The following is a 13,465-nucleotide window of genomic DNA, read 5'->3' on the forward strand; positions in this document are numbered from 1 at the left end:
GGCCCACGCTCGCACCGTCAGGCGAGCCGCCAGTCGGGGGACGACGGGCTGCTCTCGACCGTGGCCGCCGGGTCACGGTTGGCCACCGGGCCGAGGACGGTTTCGATCCGGGCCATGACGTCGTCGTCCAGTCTGGTGCCGGCCGCCTTGACGTTTTCGGTGATCTGCTCGGGCCGGGATGCACCAAGCACGGCCGCGGAGACACTGGGGTTCTGGAGTACCCACGCGAGCGAGAGTTGCGCGACCGTCAGGCCGCCGTCGGCGGCGATCGGCCGCAGCTGCTGCACCCGGCCGAGGACGTCGTCCGTCAGCCAGGCGGCCAGGACCGTTGAGCCGTCGTTCGAGTCCGTGGCCCGGGAGCCCTCCGGCCACTTGCCGCCCGGCGGATACTTGCCGGTCAACACGCCTTGGGCCAGGGGCGACCAGACGATTTGCCCGAGGCCGAGCTCCTCGCAGACCGGAATGACCTCGGCCTCGGGCACCCTCCACAGGGCTGAATACTGCGGCTGGTTGGAGATCAGGGGGATCTTGAGCTCACGGGCGAGGGCGTACCCGTGCCTGATCTGGTCCGCGGTCCACTCGGATACGCCGATGTAGTGCGCCTTGCCGGAGTGCACCACGTCGGCGAGGGCCTCCATGGTCTCCTCCAGCGGAGTGGAGAGGTCGAACCGGTGAGCCTGGTAGACATCCACGTGGTCTGTACCGAGGCGGCGCAGGGAATTGCCGATCGACTCCTGGATGTGCTTGCGCGAGAGCCCCATGTCGTTGCGGCCCGGCCCGACCGGGGCGAAGACTTTGGTGAGAATCTCCAGGCCCTCCCGGCGCTCCCCCTTCAGCGCCCGGCCGAGGGATTCCTCGGCGTGGGCATCCGCATAGACGTCCGCGGTGTCGAAGGTGGTGATTCCGGCGTCAAGTGCCGCGCGCACGCAGGCCAGTTCCGTCCCTTCGCTTCTCGATGAACTCCGGGTCAGCCAGTTGCCGTACGCAATCCGACTGACGATTAAACCGCTGCGTCCCAGATGGCGAAAGTCCATGGCACCAAATTATCAACGGATTTGGTATCCCTCCGGCGAACGCGCAACTGGCTACGCCCGTCTCCTGCATGGTCGGTCTGAGGAGCCGTCTGTAGCAGCACAGAACGGCGTCCGATTCTGCCCTCGCGGGGCCGACGCCGAACGGTCGGCGCCTCAGCCACCTTGACGAGCCGGCGCTCGGTCAGAGTGGTCGTGACCGTGTCGTACTCAGGCTTCGGCTCGTCCGAGCCCGGACACAACGGGCGACATGTTCCCGACCACGGCGCGTGATTCCCACCGTCGAGCGTTTATGAGATCTGACCGATGGCACCCCAACGCGACACGGTCCGGATTGGTCAGTCGAATTTTCTGACAGTGACACCGGTTCTCTGGTCCGTTCGTACTGCGACTGCGATACCGGACCGAGCCGTCGACGGCGGCTGGCCCGGTCCGGTCCGTGGGCGACGGTGGGCCGACCTCCGCCGTCCTTGAAGGTGACCGCGTCAAAACGAGGCTGGAAGGCATCCGTCTCAGGAATTCAGCCGAGCAGCGCGGTTGCTTCGACCTCGACGAGCACATCCGGCTCGAAGAGGTAGTCGACACCGATGAGGGAGGCCGGCGGCATGGGAAGCGGGAGCCCGATCTCTTCGGCGACGGCTTCCACGCCGGCCATGAAGTCGCCGATCTTCTCCGGGCTCCACCGGGTCACGTAGAACGTCAGGCGCAGCACGTCCGCGAACGACGCGCCCGCGCTCGCCAGCCCGGTGGAGGTGTTGCGCAGCGCCTGGGCGACCTGTCCGGCCAGGTCGTCGGGCGCGACCGGAGTGCCGTCGGCCTGGCGCGCGATCTGGCCGCTGACGTGGACGTGCTTCGTTCCGGTGCCCACGGCGACGTGGTGGTAGGGGACCGGCTGCAGCATGCCTTCGGGCGTGAAGTGCTGAACAGTCATGGGTGTTTCTCCTTTGAACTAGGTATTCGTAAGCTACCTAGTGGAAGAAGGACACTTCAACGAGACCAGGTTTCGCCATGGATACCGATCACGAACTTCGCATCGATCCCCCGCACCGCGAACTGCTCGACCAGATCCTCGACAAGTGGTCGCTCAGCGTCCTCAGCGAGCTCTGCGAACGCCCGTGCCGCTTCAACGAACTACGCCGAGCCGTCCCCCAGGTCACACAGAAGTCACTGACCGCGACACTTCGACGACTCGAACGAAACGGCGTGGTCGAGCGCGAGGTCGTTTCCACCCGCCCGGTGGCGGTCAGGTATCGGATCACACCACTCGGCAAGACGCTTCGGCCTCCCATCGACGTACTGCTGGCGTGGGCCTCGGAGAACATGCCCGCCATCGCACGAGCACGCGACACCTATGACACACAGAGAGAGGAAACAGGCAACTGATCTCCCCCCTTCGGCCGGGCACGCGTTTGTGCAGTATCCCGTGGGTTCCCGTCAGGCAGCGACTACCGCATGGGGGATCCGACCGGGTTCCTCGCTGCCACCGGTGCGCGCCACATCACATGGATCATGGCGGTTCTTCGGGATTCCCGAAGAACCGCCATGATCCATGTGGGCCATCTGCGCCGTGACGCCATGCCGACCTGGGGAAACGGAGGCAATTCGAGGGACAGCCATCCCGACGAACCCAGGGGATATTGCACGGCTCGAGCGGCCGTGGTCATCCGATGGATCGTTCGGCCCGGGCTTTGCTTTGGTCTGGGCGAGGCGGCAGGAGTCGGTGCCGGTCTCGACGATGGCCGCGCAGAGCCTGGGATCGGTGAACGTCTTCGTCCACCAGAAGGCCGCCGACCGGTTCGCCGGCGCCTGCCAGACCTCGCCCCGCCGCCTGCGACTCAGTGCCTTCCCCCAGCACGGAACCAGCACGGAACAGGTCACCAGGGACGACGAGGGGTGCCCACAGGTCAGCGCCGAACCAGCACCGGCACCACCGACGAGCCCTTCATTGAGGAAGCGACACCCGCCTGAACTGCACCTTTGCCAAGCCGACGGGGCGCACGGTTGCGGTCGTCACACGTCGCCGTACGTCTCACCCCCCGGTTCGAAGCGGGCGGTCCCGGCGGTCGCGTCCGCGAGCCAGGACCGGAAGGCGTCCACGTCGGCATCCGGGAGGGCGATCCCGATCGTGACCTCCTCGCCGTAGTGCACGTCCCGCACCTCGCGCCCCGTGGAGCGCAGGTCGTTCTGGACCTTGCCGGCCCGCTGGTGGTCGACGGTCACCGCGGCCAGCCGGAACCGGCGCCGGGTGAGCGTTCCGACACTGTCCAGCGCCTCGCCGACGGCCCCGCCGTACGCGCGGATGAGTCCGCCCGCGCCGAGTTTGACCCCGCCGTAGTAGCGGGTGACGACGGCGACGACGTACCGCATGTCGCGGCGCAGCAGCATCTGGAGCATGGGGACGCCCGCGGTGCCGCCGGGTTCGCCGTCGTCGCTCGCTTTCTGGACGGAGGCGTCCGCGCCGATGACGTAGGCCCAGCAGTTGTGGGTGGCGTCGGCGTGCTCCTTGCGGACGGCGGCGACGAACTCCTGCGCCTCACGTTCGGTGGCCGCCGGGGCGAGCGCGCACAGGAAACGGGAGCGGTTGATCTCGGTCTCGTGCACACCCGCGCGGGTGACGGTGCGGTACTCGTCCTGCATCCGGCCACCCTATGCGCAGCCCTCCGGGCGGGACGTCGCGGGCGGCGGACGGGAGGGCGGGCCGGACCGGTACAGGCAGGGCTGACGGCCGGGCGGGCGGGGGCTGAAACGGCCTACCGCGCGGCGCCCCGGGGTACGGTCATCGCGGTCAGCAGGGCGGTGCCGGGGGCGAGGTCCGTCCAGGCGGCGCCGCGCCAGGACAGCACCGCGACCGCGGAGGTCGGGAACTTGGCGCGGACCCGGTCGAGCGTGTCGCCCACACCGTCGCCGGCCAGCGTCAGGACGAGGTCGGCCAGGCCCGGGTTGTGGCCGACCAGCAGCAGGGTGCCGACCTCGGCGGGCACCTCGCGCACCACGGCCAGCAGGTCGGGAACACCGGCGGCGTAGAGCCGCGCCTCGTGCCGGACCGGCGGGGGTGTGTCCCACTGGGCCGCCACCGGCTCCCAGGTCCGGCGCGCGCGTACGGCGGTGGAGCACAGGGTGAGGCCGGGCGTGCCGACGGCCCCGGCGATCGCGCGCCCGGCGGCGGGCGCGTCACGCTCGCCACGTGCGGCGAGCGGACGGTCGTGGTCGGGCACGCCCTCGGGCCAGGCGGACTTGGCGTGCCGCAGCACGACCAGCCGACGCGACGGCCCCGTCCCGGGCGTCCCGGTCCCGCCGGGGGCCCCGGTCATGCCGGGGACCCCAGGTCCCGGGTGAGGTCGAGGCCGAGCAGCCGGTCGGCGTAGGCGTACGTCTCGAAGCGGGCGCCGTCCGGCACCTCCGCGTCCTGCTCCACCGCGCGGAGCACGCGGAGCACACCGACCGCGTCCAGGTCGTCCTCCCAGGCGGTGCGCAGGGCCACGCGCACCGTGTCGGGGATGGGCCTCGAGGGCCGGTGCGCCCAGGCGGCGACCGCGCCGCGCCAGCGCCCGAGGGTGCCCGCGGCCTCGTCCAGGGCGGCGGGGTCGAGCCGCAGCGGACTGCTCCGGGGAGGTGTGAGCAGGGCGAGCCGCAGGACGGCCGGCTCGGTGGGGTTGTCCGGGGCGGTGAGGCGGGCGGGGCCGGGTACATCGGTGGAATCGGCGCGATCGGCTCCGTCCGGCGCGTCACCCAGCCCTTCCTGGTGGACGGGGGCGACGGCGACACGCACTCCGTCGGGTGCCGCGCCGCCCTCGCTCACCACGTGCAGGACCTGGGCCTCCCCCAGTCCCGTACCGGCGTCCCGGCCGTCCTCGAAGGGCCGTACGCCGAGGGCGGCGCCTGCGGCACGCAGTTCGGGCAGGTCCCGTTCGCCGTCGAGCAGCGCCCACACCGGGGTGCCGCCGAGTTCCAGGGCGCGCACGAGCAGGTCGGCGACGAGCAGCACGCGCAGGTTCGTCGGATCGAACCCGCGCGTGTGGGCCTCGACGCGGGTGAGGCCCCGCCGGGCGGGGGTGGCGTCCACGAGTTCGCCGGTCCGGGCGTCGGTGATGCGCAGCACGAGGCGAGCGTAGGCGCACAAGCGGGTCCGCGCAGTCATCTCGCACGCTTTTCGGGGGACGCCGTGGCTCCGGGACGTTCCCCGTGTCCCCGGGAATCACTCCGGACTCCGGTTCGTTGCCCGTAGGGCAGCTCACAGCTCCCTGACGACCACTACGGCTACCACCCCTCAGGAGGCCCACGGTGTACGGCGACGAGGCAACGGTCCGCAGGATTCTCACCGGGCTCGGCGACACCTGGGCCGTGGTGGGCCTGTCGTCGAACCGGCAGCGCGCGGCGTACGGCGTCGCCCAGGTGCTGCAGCGCTTCGGCAAACGTGTGGTGCCGGTGCATCCGAAGGCCGAGACGGTGCACGGCGAGCAGGGGTACGCCTCGCTGGCGGAGATCCCCTTCGAGGTGGACGTCGTGGACGTGTTCGTGAACAGCGAACTGGCCGGGGCGGTCGCGGACGAGGCGGTTGCCGAGGGCGCCAAGGCGATCTGGTTCCAGTTGGACGTCATCGACGAGGCTGCCTACGAGCGGGTCCGCGCGGCGGGCCTGGAGATGGTGATGGACCGCTGCCCCGCGATCGAGATACCGCGGCTGAGCCAGGCCTGAAGCCCTCGCCGCCCCAGGCCGTGAGGAAGGGCGCGACGACTCGGCCGCAGCCGACCGGCGCACCGTCATAATGACCGGATGACGCAGCCCTTGCCCTCTCACCCTCACCCCAACTCCCTTATCTCCCAACGGTTTTCGGTTGTCGTCGTGGGTGCCGGCCCGGCCGGGCTCACAGTCGGCAACATCCTGCGGGCGGCCGGTGTGGAGTGCCTGGTCCTGGAGGCCGAGTCGCGGGAGTCCATCGAGCGGCGGCCCCGGGCCGGGGTGATCGAGGAAGGGGCGGTGCGCGGGCTGGAGCGGCGGGGTCTCGCACAGAACCTGCTGGAGCGGGCCGAGTTGCACTCCGCGTGCGAGTTCCGCTTCGGCGGGGAGCGGTACCGCTTCCCCTACCAGGAGCTGACCGGCGGCCATCACTGGATCTATCCGCAGCCGTTGCTGGTCACGGACCTGGTGCACGCGTACGCGGACGTGCGGGGCGGGCAGATCCGGTTCGGCGTGCGGGACGTGCGGCTGCACGACGTGGACGGCGACCGGCCGTCGGTGTCGTACACCTGCCCGGAGACCGGCGGGCGGCAGGTCGTGGAGTGCTCCTTCGTGGCGGGCTGTGACGGGGCCCGCGGGGCGACGCGGGCCGCGCTGCCGCCGGAGCGGGCGCGTGTGGCGCGGCACGACTACGGCATCGGCTGGCTGGCACTGCTCGCCGAGGCGCCGCCGGCCGGTGACAGCGTGGTCTTCGGCTGCCACCCGGACGGGTTCGCCGGCCAGATGCCGCGCAGTTCCGAGGTGACCCGCTACTACCTCCAGTGCCCGCCGGGCGCCGACCCCGCCGACTGGCCGCACGAGCGGGTCTGGACGGAGCTCCGGCGACGGCTCGGTGCGGCCGGCGCGCCTCCTCCGGTCGAGGGGAGGCTGATCGAGAAGCGTGTGCTGGACATGCACGACTACGTCACCGAGCCGATGGCGTTCGGGCGCCTCTTCCTCGCCGGGGACGCGGCGCATCTGGTCGCGCCGATCGCCGCCAAGGGCATGAACCTCGCCCTGCACGACGCCTTCCTGCTCGGTGACGCGCTGGCCGCTCACCTCACGACCGGCGCCGACAGCGGACTGGCCGGCTACTCGCAGGCGTGCCTGCGGCGCGTGTGGGACTGCCAGGAGTTCTCGCAGTGGCTCTCCGAGCTCTACCACGGCACCGCGGCGGGCGAACCGTTCCGCGCGGGCACCACTCTGGCACGGCTGCGGCGTCTGTTCACGTCCCGCGCCGCGGCCGCCGCCTTCGCCGAGCAGTATCTGGGCGCGGCCGCCACGTACTGACCGGGGGAGCGCCGAGCGCCTCTCCGACTGCCTCAGTCGTGCGGGGGCCGGTCGCCCAGCCGGTGGTCGGCGACGTTCAGCGCCTCGTCCACCAGCCGCCGCAGATGCCCGTCGCGCAGTGAGTAGATCACCCTGCGGCCCTCCTTGCGCGTGTCCACGAGCCCCGCGAGGCGCAGCCGCGCCAGATGCTGACTGACCGCGGGCCGCGCCGCCCCGCACACCTCCGTGAGCGTGCCGACGTCGGCCTCGCCGCCGGTCAGCGCGTGCAGCAGGGTCAGCCGGGTGCGGTCTCCGAGCATGTCCAGGAGTTCCGCGGCGAGCGCGAACTGCTCGTCGCCGGGCGTGCGGTGGTGCGCATCGTGCGCAGATGAGAGGTGCATGCGTGCGCTCATACGCACATAATGACCCCGTGGGCGACAGCCCGTCCACCTCGCACACCGGAAGGGGATCCACGTGAACGACCGGCACGAGCGCGGCCGAGATCACGAGCCCGGACACCGGCACGGCCCCAGCCCCAGCCACAGCCACGGGCGACCGCGCGGGCACCCCCACGAGCGCGACCGTCACGGCCCCGGGCGCCCCGGCGCGTTTTCGCGCCACCACGGCCGCCTCCGGCTCAGCCACCGCCTCCGCCATCTGCTCACCCCGCACTCCCACGAGACCGCGGACAAGATCGACTCCGTCCTCGAGTCCTCGGCCCGCGGTCTGCGGGCGCTGTGGGTCTCACTGGCGGTGCTCGGTGCGACAGCACTGGCGCAGGCGGTCGTGGTGGCCCTCTCGGGCTCGGTCGCGCTGCTCGGCGACACGGTGCACAACACCGCGGACGCGCTGACCGCCGTACCGCTCGGGATCGCCTTCGTGCTGGGCCGACGGGCCGCCACCCGCCGCTTCACCTACGGATACGGCCGGGCCGAGGACCTGGCCGGCATCGTGATCGTGCTGACGATCGCCGCCTCCGCGGCCTTCGCGGGCTGGACAGCGGTGGACCGGCTCCTCGACCCGCGGCCGATGAACCACGTCCCGGCGGTCGCCGTCGCCGCACTCGTCGGGTTCGCGGGCAACGAGTGGGTGGCCCGCTACCGCATCCGGGTCGGCCGGGCCATCGGCTCGGCCGCGCTGGTCGCCGACGGGCTGCACGCCCGGACGGACGGGTTCACCTCACTCGCCGTCCTGCTGGGCGCCGGCGGGGCGGCCCTGGGGTGGCAGCTCGCGGACCCGGTCGTGGGGCTGGCGATCACGGCGGCGATCGTCCTGGTGCTGTGGGACGCGGCGCGGGAGGTGTTCGGGCGGATGATGGACGCCGTCGACCCGGCGCTCGTGGACCGGGCCGAGCAGGCGCTGAGCGAGGTCCCCGGTGTGCGCGGGGTGGGTGAGCTGCGGCTGCGCTGGATCGGGCACCGGCTGCGGGCCGAGGTGGCGGTCGTGGTGGACGGCGGGGCGACCGTGCGGGAGGCCCACCGTGTCGCGGTCGACGCCGAGCACGCCCTGCTGCACGCGGTGCCCCGGCTGACCGCGGCCCTGGTTCACGCCGACCCGGAGCCTGTCCCGGGTGAGCAGGACCCGCACCTGCCCCTGGCCCACCACGCGGCGGCATGAGCGGTACGACCGGCGTGACCCGACCGGTGCGGGCGCCGGGCCGGCCCGGCGCCGGTCCCCGTGAGCGGCCGAGGTTCAGGCCACGCCCAGCCCCTCCAGCACGACCGCGCCCGGCAGCTCGGCGAAGGCCTTGCCCGGCACCAGGAGTTTGCCCTGCCGGCGCCCGCTGCCGACGAGCACGTACGGCAGGTCGACGACGGCCGCGTCCACGAGTACCGGCCAGTCGGCGGGCAGTCCGATCGGGGTGATGCCGCCGTACTCCATGCCGCTCTCCCCCGTCGCCGTGTCCATCGGGGCGAACGAGGCCTTGCGGGCGCCGAGCCGGCGGCGCACGATGCCGTTGACGTCGGCCCGGGTGGTGGACGGGACCACGCAGGCGGCGAGGGTGCTCCCGCCGCCCCGCTTGCCCGCCACGACCACGCAGTTCGCCGAGCGCTCGAGCAGGTCCTGGCCGTAGTGCTCGACGAAGACGGCGGTGTCGGCCCAGCGCGGGTCCGTGTCGACGTAGAGGATCTGCTCGGCGGGGACGCTGCCGCTCCAGGCGCGGACGGCCGCGGCGACCGGCGCGGTGAGCCGGTCGAGGCAGTCGGGGGCGGGGGTGGCGTGGTCGAAGGTGCCGATGGGTGCGCGCATGGCGGCACCGTAACAGCCGTGCGGCGGCCGTCGGCGGGGTGTCCCGGCGGCCGCCGGGAGGCGCTGATGCGGGCGAGGCCGCCGCTCTCGCCCGGCAGGAGCCGCCGGTCCTGTCCCCAGCGGTCCCGGGGCCTCGGTGCCCACGAGCAGCCGGTGGGCAGTACGGCTCGTCTCCACCACGGCGTGACGCACCCGTTCGCCCACCGCACGGTAGCGTGCGGCCCGCCTCGCTCCGGACCTCAGCTCCCGGGCTCCAGCTCGGCGAGCCGGGCCACACCCTCCTCGTCCAGCTCCGACAACGCCCTCAACTGCTCGGGCGTGACGCCCTTTGGGATCGGCACCGGCGCCGGCGTGCGCAGCGGCGGCTGCCAGCCCTCCTCGGGAGTCCAGCGGCGTACGACCCGGGCCGGGGCGCCCGCGACCACGGCGTGGTCGGGAACCGTGCCCCGCACCACCGCGCCCGCGGCCACCACCACGTTCTGCCCGATCCGCGCGCCGGGGAGGATCACCGCCCCGGTGCCGACCCAGCAGCCGGGGCCGATCTCCACCGGGTCCATCCGCGGCCACTGCTTGCCGATGGGCTCGTACGGATCGTCGTAGGAGTGGTTGGTGGACGTGATGTAGACGTACGGCCCGAAGTAGCAGTCGCTGCCGATGGTGACGGTGGTGTCGGCGATGACATGGCTGCCGCGGCCGAGGACGACCCCGTCGCCCAGACGCAGGATCGGGTCGGGGCCCAGCTCCAGGCCGGGCATCAGTCCGGCGGTCAGTGTGACCTGTTCGCCGATGACGCAGTGCGCGCCGAGCTGGATCCAGGGTTCGCCGAAGACGGTGCCGAGCGGGAAGGCGAGCCTGGTGCCTGTTCCCATCGCGCCGAAGCGGAGACGGCCGGGGTGTTCGGCGGTCACCGAGCCCGTGCGCTGCGCCCAGGCCCAGCCCGCGTGGACCGCGCGCTGCGCGAGGCGGCGCGACCAGGACGAGAACGTGTTCCTGCTTTTCGGCACCCGCTCACCGTAGTCGCCGGGCGTGACGCCCATGCGCCGTGCGCCCTGTGATCTTCACCCCACGCCTCTGGCGTACGGTGCCTGTCATCACCCGACCAGGAGGCGAGGCGACGATGACGCACAAGGCGCTGATCACCGGCATCGGCGGCAGAGAACCCCAGGTGGACCCGACCGCCTTCGTGGCACCCACGGCCACGGTGATCGGGGGCGTGACGCTGGGGGCGGGCGCGAGCGTCTGGTACGGCGCGGTCCTGCGCGGCGACGTGGAGGCGATCGCGGTCGGCGCGAGCAGCAACGTCCAGGACAACTGCACGCTGCACGCCGACCCCGACTTCCCCGTCACGGTCGGCGAACGCGTCTCCGTCGGGCACAACGCCGTGGTGCACGGGGCGACGGTCGGGGACGACTGCCTGATCGGCATGGGGGCCACGGTGCTCAACGGCGCGGTGATCGGCGCCGGTTCCCTGGTGGCCGCGCAGGCGCTGGTGCCGCAGGGCATGGAGGTGCCGCCGGGCTCGCTGGTCGCGGGGGTCCCGGCGAAGGTCCGGCGGGAGCTGACGGAGGAGGAGCGCGCGGGGCTGACGCTCAACGGGACGATGTACGCGGAACTGGCGAAGGCGCACCGCGACGTGCACGGTGCGCAGTAGGGCCTGTCCGGACCGGCCGTGGGTGACGGCGCTCAGGCGTTCCAGCTCCACTCGGCGACCTCGGGCAGGTCGGTGCCGTGTGCGCGGATCCAGTCGTGGTGCCGGGTGCGGGCGTCGGCCATCCGCTGGCGTACGGCGGCGGCGCGGACCGCGAGGCCCGGGACGCGGTCGATGACGTCCATGACCAGCCGGTAGCGGTCGAGGTCGTTGCGGACCACCATGTCGAACGGCGTGGTGGTCGTCCCGGACTCCTTGTAGCCGCGGACGTGCAGGTGCTCGTGCCCGGTGCGCCGGTAGGCGAGGCGATGGATCAGCCACGGGTAGCCGTGGTAGGCGAAGATCACCGGCTTGTCGGTGGTGAACAGGCCGTCGTACTCGAAGTCGGTCATGCCGTGCGGGTGTTCCCCGTGGGGCAGCAGCCGGGTGAGGTCGACGACGTTGACGACGCGGACCGCCAGGTCCGGCAGGTGGCGGCGCAGCAGTTGTGCCGCGGCCAGAACCTCCTGGGTGGGGACGTCCCCGGCACAGCCCAGCACCACGTCGGGTGTGCCGCCGTTCTCGGTACCGGCCCATTCCCAGACTCCGGCGCCGCGTGCGCAGTGGACGCGGGCCGCGTCCATGGACAGCCAGTCGAAGCACGGCTGCTTGCCGGCCACGACGACGTTGACGTAGTCACGACTGCGCAGCGCGTGGTCCGCGACCGACAGCAGGGTGTTGGCGTCCGGCGGCAGGTAGACCCGGACGACCTCGGGGCTCTTGTTGAGCACGTGGTCGACGAAGCCGGGGTCCTGGTGGGAGAAACCGTTGTGGTCCTGGCGCCACACGTGCGAGGTGAGCAGGTAGTTGAGGGAGGCGATGGGGGCGCGCCAGGGCAGTTCGCGGGAGGTCCTCAGCCACTTGATGTGCTGGTTGACCATCGAGTCGACGATGTGCACGAACGCCTCGTAGCTGGAGAAGAGGCCGTGCCGTCCGGTGAGCAGATAGCCCTCGAGCCAGCCCTGGCAGAGGTGTTCGGAGAGGATCTCCATCACGCGGCCGTGCGGGTCGAGGTGCTCGTCGACGTCGAGGGTGCCGGCCTGCCAGGCCTTGCCGCTGACGTCGTAGACGGCCTGCAGTCGGTTGGACGCCGTCTCGTCGGGGCCGACGAGACGGAAGTCCCGCCGGCCGGCGGTGTCCTTCATGACCTGCCTCAGGAGGTCGCCGAGGACGCGGGTGGGTTCGTGGAGGGTGGTGCCGGGCTTGTCGACGGGGACTGCGAAGTCGTCGAGGTCCGGCATCGGCAGGTCGCGGACGAGCAGCCCGCCGTTGGCGTGCGGGGTGGCTCCGAGCCTTCGGGCCCCCTCGGGGACGCAGGCGAGGACGTCCGCGACGGGCCGGCCCTCGGCGTCGAACAGCTCCTCGGGCCGGTACGACCGCAGCCAGGCCTCCAACTGGTGCAGATGCTCCGGATTCTCGCGGACCGCCGGCAGCGGCACCTGGTGGGAGCGCCAGGTGTTCTCCACGGGTACGCCGTCCACCTCGGCCGGGCCGGTCCAGCCCTTGGGAGTGCGCAGCACGATCACCGGCCAGGACATCCGCTCGGTCGCGCCGTCCTCGCGGGCGGCGCGCTGCGCCGCCGCGATGCGGTCCAGGGCGGTGTCCAGGGCCTGGGCCATCGCCCGGTGGACGAGGGCGGGGTCGTCGCCGGTCACGTGGATCGGCTCGTGCCCGTAGCCGCGCAGCAACGCGTCGAGTTCGGTCTCGGGGAGGCGGGACAGCACCGTCGGATTGGCGATCTTGTAGCCGTTGAGGTGCAGGATCGGCAGGACGGCGCCGTCGTGGACCGGGTCGAGGAACTTGTTGGAGTGCCAGGACGCGGCCAGCGGCCCGGTCTCCGCCTCTCCGTCGCCGATCACGCAGGCGACCAGCAGGTCCGGGTTGTCGAATGCGGCGCCGTAGGCGTGGGCGAGGGAGTAGCCGAGTTCGCCGCCCTCGTGGATCGAGCCGGGGACCTCCGGGGCGACGTGGCTGGGGACGCCGCCGGGGAAGGAGAACTGCCGGAAGAGCCGTGCCATGCCCGGGGCGTCGCGGCCGACGTCCGGGTACTTCTCGCTGTAACTGCCCTCCAGCCAGGAGTTGGCCAGCACCGAGGGGCCGCCGTGGCCCGGCCCCCAGACGCACAGCGCGTCCAGCCCGCGTGCGCCGATCACCCGGTTCAGGTGGGTGTACACCAGGTTCAGCCCGGGCGAGGTGCCCCAGTGCCCGAGCAGCCTCGGTTTGATGTGCTCGGCCCTGAGGGGCTCGGTGAGCAGCGGGTTCGCCAGCAGGTAGATCTGTCCCGCCGCCAGGTAGTTGGCGGCGCGCCAGTGGGCGTCCAGCGTGCGCAGCTCCTCGTCGGTCGGTGCGGTCCGGATGTCCTGGTCCTCGGGCATGGCTGGCTCCGTGGGTGATCGACGGGGTGATCGCGGAATCAGGGTGGGGCTCGGGGTGGGGGGTACCAGTTTCCGCCCGTCTCATTCCCCGGGTGGCCGGACGCGGGCATGTGGCTCAATCCGAGCAGGGGGTGTTC

The 13,465-nt window shown here is 72.1% G+C and carries 14 protein-coding genes and 1 pseudogene; 5 read left to right on the forward strand and 10 right to left on the reverse strand.

Translation table 11 applies throughout. The features are described from left to right. Window positions 1-17: 17 nt before the first annotated feature. Window positions 18-1,034, reverse strand: a complete 1,017-nt coding sequence (locus ACWZEH_RS03965) for an aldo/keto reductase family protein (RefSeq protein WP_456195656.1) — start codon at window positions 1,032-1,034, stop codon at window positions 18-20. A gap of 517 nt (window positions 1,035-1,551) precedes the next feature. Continuing rightward, the gene (locus tag ACWZEH_RS03970) at window positions 1,552-1,962 is read right to left on the reverse strand and encodes a RidA family protein (protein ID WP_456195658.1); all 411 of its coding nucleotides are present in this window, start codon (window positions 1,960-1,962) and stop codon (window positions 1,552-1,554) included. Between the two features lie 77 nt (window positions 1,963-2,039). On the opposite strand from ACWZEH_RS03970, the gene ACWZEH_RS03975 reads away from it, so the two are divergent. Further along, complete coding sequence (locus ACWZEH_RS03975; protein WP_456195660.1) at window positions 2,040-2,414, forward strand: winged helix-turn-helix transcriptional regulator; 375 nt, start codon at window positions 2,040-2,042, stop codon at window positions 2,412-2,414. A 303-nt stretch (window positions 2,415-2,717) separates the two neighbouring features. On the opposite strand, the pseudogene ACWZEH_RS03980 reads toward ACWZEH_RS03975, so the two are convergent. The 4 genes and pseudogenes from ACWZEH_RS03980 to ACWZEH_RS03995 form a co-directional block, all read right to left on the reverse strand. Beyond that, window positions 2,718-2,807 (reverse strand): annotated as a pseudogene (locus tag ACWZEH_RS03980) (IS21-like element helper ATPase IstB); the annotation flags it as partial. Between the two features lie 234 nt (window positions 2,808-3,041). Further along, the gene (locus tag ACWZEH_RS03985; RefSeq protein ID WP_456195662.1) at window positions 3,042-3,668 is read right to left on the reverse strand and encodes a YigZ family protein; all 627 of its coding nucleotides are present in this window, start codon (window positions 3,666-3,668) and stop codon (window positions 3,042-3,044) included. A gap of 113 nt (window positions 3,669-3,781) precedes the next feature. After that, window positions 3,782-4,342, reverse strand: coding sequence for a SixA phosphatase family protein (locus tag ACWZEH_RS03990; RefSeq protein ID WP_456195663.1), 561 nt, complete (start codon window positions 4,340-4,342; stop codon window positions 3,782-3,784). After that, window positions 4,339-5,169 carry a hypothetical protein gene (locus ACWZEH_RS03995; RefSeq protein WP_456195665.1) on the reverse strand — a complete coding sequence of 277 codons (831 nt, stop codon included), beginning with the start codon at window positions 5,167-5,169 and terminating at the stop codon, window positions 4,339-4,341. The genes ACWZEH_RS03990 and ACWZEH_RS03995 overlap by 4 nt, the downstream gene beginning before the upstream one ends. Window positions 5,170-5,312: 143 nt before the next feature. On the opposite strand from ACWZEH_RS03995, the gene ACWZEH_RS04000 reads away from it, so the two are divergent. Both ACWZEH_RS04000 and ACWZEH_RS04005 read left to right on the forward strand, forming a co-directional pair. After that, on the forward strand, window positions 5,313-5,726 hold the full coding sequence (locus ACWZEH_RS04000) for a CoA-binding protein (protein ID WP_456195667.1): 414 nt from the start codon (window positions 5,313-5,315) through the stop codon (window positions 5,724-5,726). Window positions 5,727-5,804: 78 nt separating this feature from the next. Beyond that, a complete protein-coding gene (locus tag ACWZEH_RS04005) occupies window positions 5,805-7,037 on the forward strand; it encodes a 4-hydroxybenzoate 3-monooxygenase (protein ID WP_456195669.1) in 1,233 nt (410 codons plus the stop codon). A gap of 32 nt (window positions 7,038-7,069) precedes the next feature. Here ACWZEH_RS04005 and ACWZEH_RS04010 read toward each other — a convergent pair whose 3' ends face one another. After that, window positions 7,070-7,429 (reverse strand): ArsR/SmtB family transcription factor, encoded by a 360-nt coding sequence (locus tag ACWZEH_RS04010; protein WP_456195671.1) that lies wholly within the window; start codon window positions 7,427-7,429, stop codon window positions 7,070-7,072. A 61-nt stretch (window positions 7,430-7,490) separates the two neighbouring features. On the opposite strand from ACWZEH_RS04010, the gene ACWZEH_RS04015 reads away from it, so the two are divergent. Further along, entirely contained in the window at window positions 7,491-8,633 is a 1,143-nt protein-coding gene (locus ACWZEH_RS04015) for a cation diffusion facilitator family transporter (protein ID WP_456195673.1), read from the forward strand. A 75-nt stretch (window positions 8,634-8,708) separates the two neighbouring features. Here ACWZEH_RS04015 and ACWZEH_RS04020 read toward each other — a convergent pair whose 3' ends face one another. Together ACWZEH_RS04020 and ACWZEH_RS04025 are read right to left on the reverse strand one after the other, a co-directional pair. Beyond that, the gene (locus ACWZEH_RS04020; protein WP_456195675.1) at window positions 8,709-9,266 is read right to left on the reverse strand and encodes a YbaK/EbsC family protein; all 558 of its coding nucleotides are present in this window, start codon (window positions 9,264-9,266) and stop codon (window positions 8,709-8,711) included. A 239-nt stretch (window positions 9,267-9,505) separates the two neighbouring features. Continuing rightward, window positions 9,506-10,270 (reverse strand): acyltransferase, encoded by a 765-nt coding sequence (locus ACWZEH_RS04025; RefSeq protein WP_456199426.1) that lies wholly within the window; start codon window positions 10,268-10,270, stop codon window positions 9,506-9,508. Window positions 10,271-10,383: 113 nt separating this feature from the next. Between ACWZEH_RS04025 and ACWZEH_RS04030 the strand changes: the two genes are divergently transcribed. After that, the gene (locus ACWZEH_RS04030) at window positions 10,384-10,917 is read left to right on the forward strand and encodes a gamma carbonic anhydrase family protein (protein ID WP_456195677.1); all 534 of its coding nucleotides are present in this window, start codon (window positions 10,384-10,386) and stop codon (window positions 10,915-10,917) included. Window positions 10,918-10,949: 32 nt separating this feature from the next. Here the strand turns inward: ACWZEH_RS04030 and ACWZEH_RS04035 are convergent, their stop codons facing one another. Then, a complete protein-coding gene (locus ACWZEH_RS04035; protein WP_456195679.1) occupies window positions 10,950-13,328 on the reverse strand; it encodes a phosphoketolase family protein in 2,379 nt (792 codons plus the stop codon). Between the last annotated feature and the right edge of the window lie 137 nt (window positions 13,329-13,465).

Source organism: Streptomyces yamdrokensis (assembly GCF_053890455.1).

Coding starts and splice junctions, on each gene's coding strand:
- ACWZEH_RS04010 (WP_456195671.1), bottom strand. CDS start 7,429: ATGAGCGCACGCATGCACCTCTCATCTGCGCACGATGCGCACCACCGC.
- ACWZEH_RS03965 (WP_456195656.1), bottom strand. CDS start 1,034: ATGGACTTTCGCCATCTGGGACGCAGCGGTTTAATCGTCAGTCGGATT.
- ACWZEH_RS03990 (WP_456195663.1), bottom strand. CDS start 4,342: ATGACCGGGGCCCCCGGCGGGACCGGGACGCCCGGGACGGGGCCGTCG.
- ACWZEH_RS03985 (WP_456195662.1), bottom strand. CDS start 3,668: ATGCAGGACGAGTACCGCACCGTCACCCGCGCGGGTGTGCACGAGACC.
- ACWZEH_RS04035 (WP_456195679.1), bottom strand. CDS start 13,328: ATGCCCGAGGACCAGGACATCCGGACCGCACCGACCGACGAGGAGCTG.
- ACWZEH_RS03970 (WP_456195658.1), bottom strand. CDS start 1,962: ATGACTGTTCAGCACTTCACGCCCGAAGGCATGCTGCAGCCGGTCCCC.
- ACWZEH_RS04005 (WP_456195669.1), top strand. CDS start 5,805: ATGACGCAGCCCTTGCCCTCTCACCCTCACCCCAACTCCCTTATCTCC.
- ACWZEH_RS04020 (WP_456195675.1), bottom strand. CDS start 9,266: ATGCGCGCACCCATCGGCACCTTCGACCACGCCACCCCCGCCCCCGAC.
- ACWZEH_RS03975 (WP_456195660.1), top strand. CDS start 2,040: ATGGATACCGATCACGAACTTCGCATCGATCCCCCGCACCGCGAACTG.
- ACWZEH_RS03995 (WP_456195665.1), bottom strand. CDS start 5,169: ATGACTGCGCGGACCCGCTTGTGCGCCTACGCTCGCCTCGTGCTGCGC.
- ACWZEH_RS04030 (WP_456195677.1), top strand. CDS start 10,384: ATGACGCACAAGGCGCTGATCACCGGCATCGGCGGCAGAGAACCCCAG.